This is a genomic window from Neisseria sp. P0022.S010 (assembly GCF_051956635.1).
The window spans coordinates 1-1636 of the sequence record NZ_JBQCXF010000615.1 but is presented as its reverse complement, the minus strand read 5'-3'; the positions used below and the strand labels follow the sequence as shown (position 1 = coordinate 1636).

Sequence of the window (1636 nt, the reverse complement as noted above, 5' to 3'; positions counted from 1 at the left end):
TGCCTAAACCAAACGCACCAACTGCCACCACTTTTTTTCACTTGTTCACTAATAAGTTCTGCAAAAGCTTGTGATGTAAAGCCTTCGGTTTGTTTTTCCACACCATCAATCAGGCGGACAAACTCACGGGTGTGGCGCAATTTGATTTTGCTGCTTTTGTCGGCACTCAAAAAATAAGGTATGCCGTTTTGTTCACACCATGCCTGCATAGGTTTGAGACTGGCATTATGATGGGATAAAACTGCAATCTCATTCCATGCGACTTCGCTCAAGGTTTTCAGACGACCTATTTCGGTGATAACAGCTTGTGCCTGTATGTTGCTGTTGCTACCGAACGGCAGGCTGATGTGGCGCACACGCCCCTGCCTTTCGCTGTCTGTTGCAGCCCATACACCACCGTTGGGCTGTGTTTGACGTTCAGGGTTGATAACAATCGGATGCAGTTTTTTCAGACGACCTGTCATGCCGTTTATTACGCTGTTAGCAGCGCTGATGATGTATTGTGTACTGCGGTAGTTGTAGGTCAAATAGTCGGGTTGGGCAACGTCGTAGTCTTTTTGGAAATGGTGTATGTACTCGTTGCTCGTGCCATTGAAGGCGTAGATGTTTTGGTCATCGTCGCTGACCGCCAGAATGGTCAGCTTGTCTTCTTTAGCCCGCTTCCTACCCGCAAGCGCAGAAACAAGCCGGTAGTGTTCTTCACTGATGTCTTGGTATTCATCTATTCGACTACCGGTTCGCTTGATAGCGTGTTTGCAGACATGACCGCCGCACACTGCGTGCAATACGAAACCCTGTTCCGCGCTTATCCGAACCATACTTTTTTGTTTGAAATCACAGACGCAAAAGACGTGCACATCATCCGCGAAGAATTGGGCGAAACCTTAATCGGCTGCATCGATGTGGCGACCGGCCGTCAGTTTACTGAAGCGGAATTGGACGAAATCGGCAAACAATACGGCGTACGCCGTCCAGAAATGTTGAAAAACATCACGTTCGGTGAACTGAAAGGCCGTCTGAAAAATATGGAACACGAAGGTTTTATGGTATTTGATGCCCAAAACGGCGAAATGCTGTTCAAACTCAAATCACCGTATTACCTGATTTCCAAGTTTTTAGGACGAAGCAATGAGGGCAATATCGGCCGAAAACTCGACAAACGCCATGTTGATGAAGAGTTTTATCCTTTAATCGACTATATCCACGAGCATCAGGAAGCGTTCAACGCTATGCCTGAACTAGATAAAATCGCGTTCATTCAGGAGTTTTTGAAGCAGTTGTAAGGCCGTCTGAAAAAATGCCGTATGCTTGTGTTAGTATGGCGCTGGCGGATGGAGTGTGTAGGAAAACGTTGCGTTGTTTACACCACAGGTTGAGAAAAATAAGCCTGCAAAACCTCAAACGGCGTATCGCCGTTCAAACTGCGGTGCGGCTTCACAGTGTTATAGAAATTAACAAAGCGGCACAACTCCTTTCGTCGGTGTTCCGGACTGTCAAACAACTGTTTCCCATGCCACATCTCCATCAGGGTGCGGATAACCCGTTCCGCCTTACCGTTGGTCTGCGGACGGGCAACCCGGGTAAACTTTTGACCAATCCCGTTCTCATAACAGGCTACACCGAAAGCATGGTTGGC

At 47.6% G+C, this 1636-nt stretch carries 2 protein-coding genes and 1 pseudogene; 1 reads left to right on the top strand and 2 read right to left on the bottom strand.

Annotated features, from left to right (window positions below):
• Positions 1 to 818: UvrD-helicase domain-containing protein (locus tag ACTHUT_RS19975; protein ID WP_440419559.1), on the bottom strand; the 818-nt coding region annotated here is incomplete at its 3' end.
• Here ACTHUT_RS19975 and ACTHUT_RS19970 point away from each other — a divergent pair.
• Positions 720 to 1283, top strand: a pseudogene (locus ACTHUT_RS19970) (RNA ligase); the annotation flags it as partial. The gene ACTHUT_RS19975 and the pseudogene ACTHUT_RS19970 overlap by 99 nt on opposite strands.
• Positions 1284 to 1360: 77 nt before the next feature.
• Here ACTHUT_RS19970 and ACTHUT_RS19965 read toward each other — a convergent pair.
• Positions 1361 to 1636: integrase core domain-containing protein (locus ACTHUT_RS19965; protein WP_440419557.1), on the bottom strand; the 276-nt coding region annotated here is incomplete at its 5' end.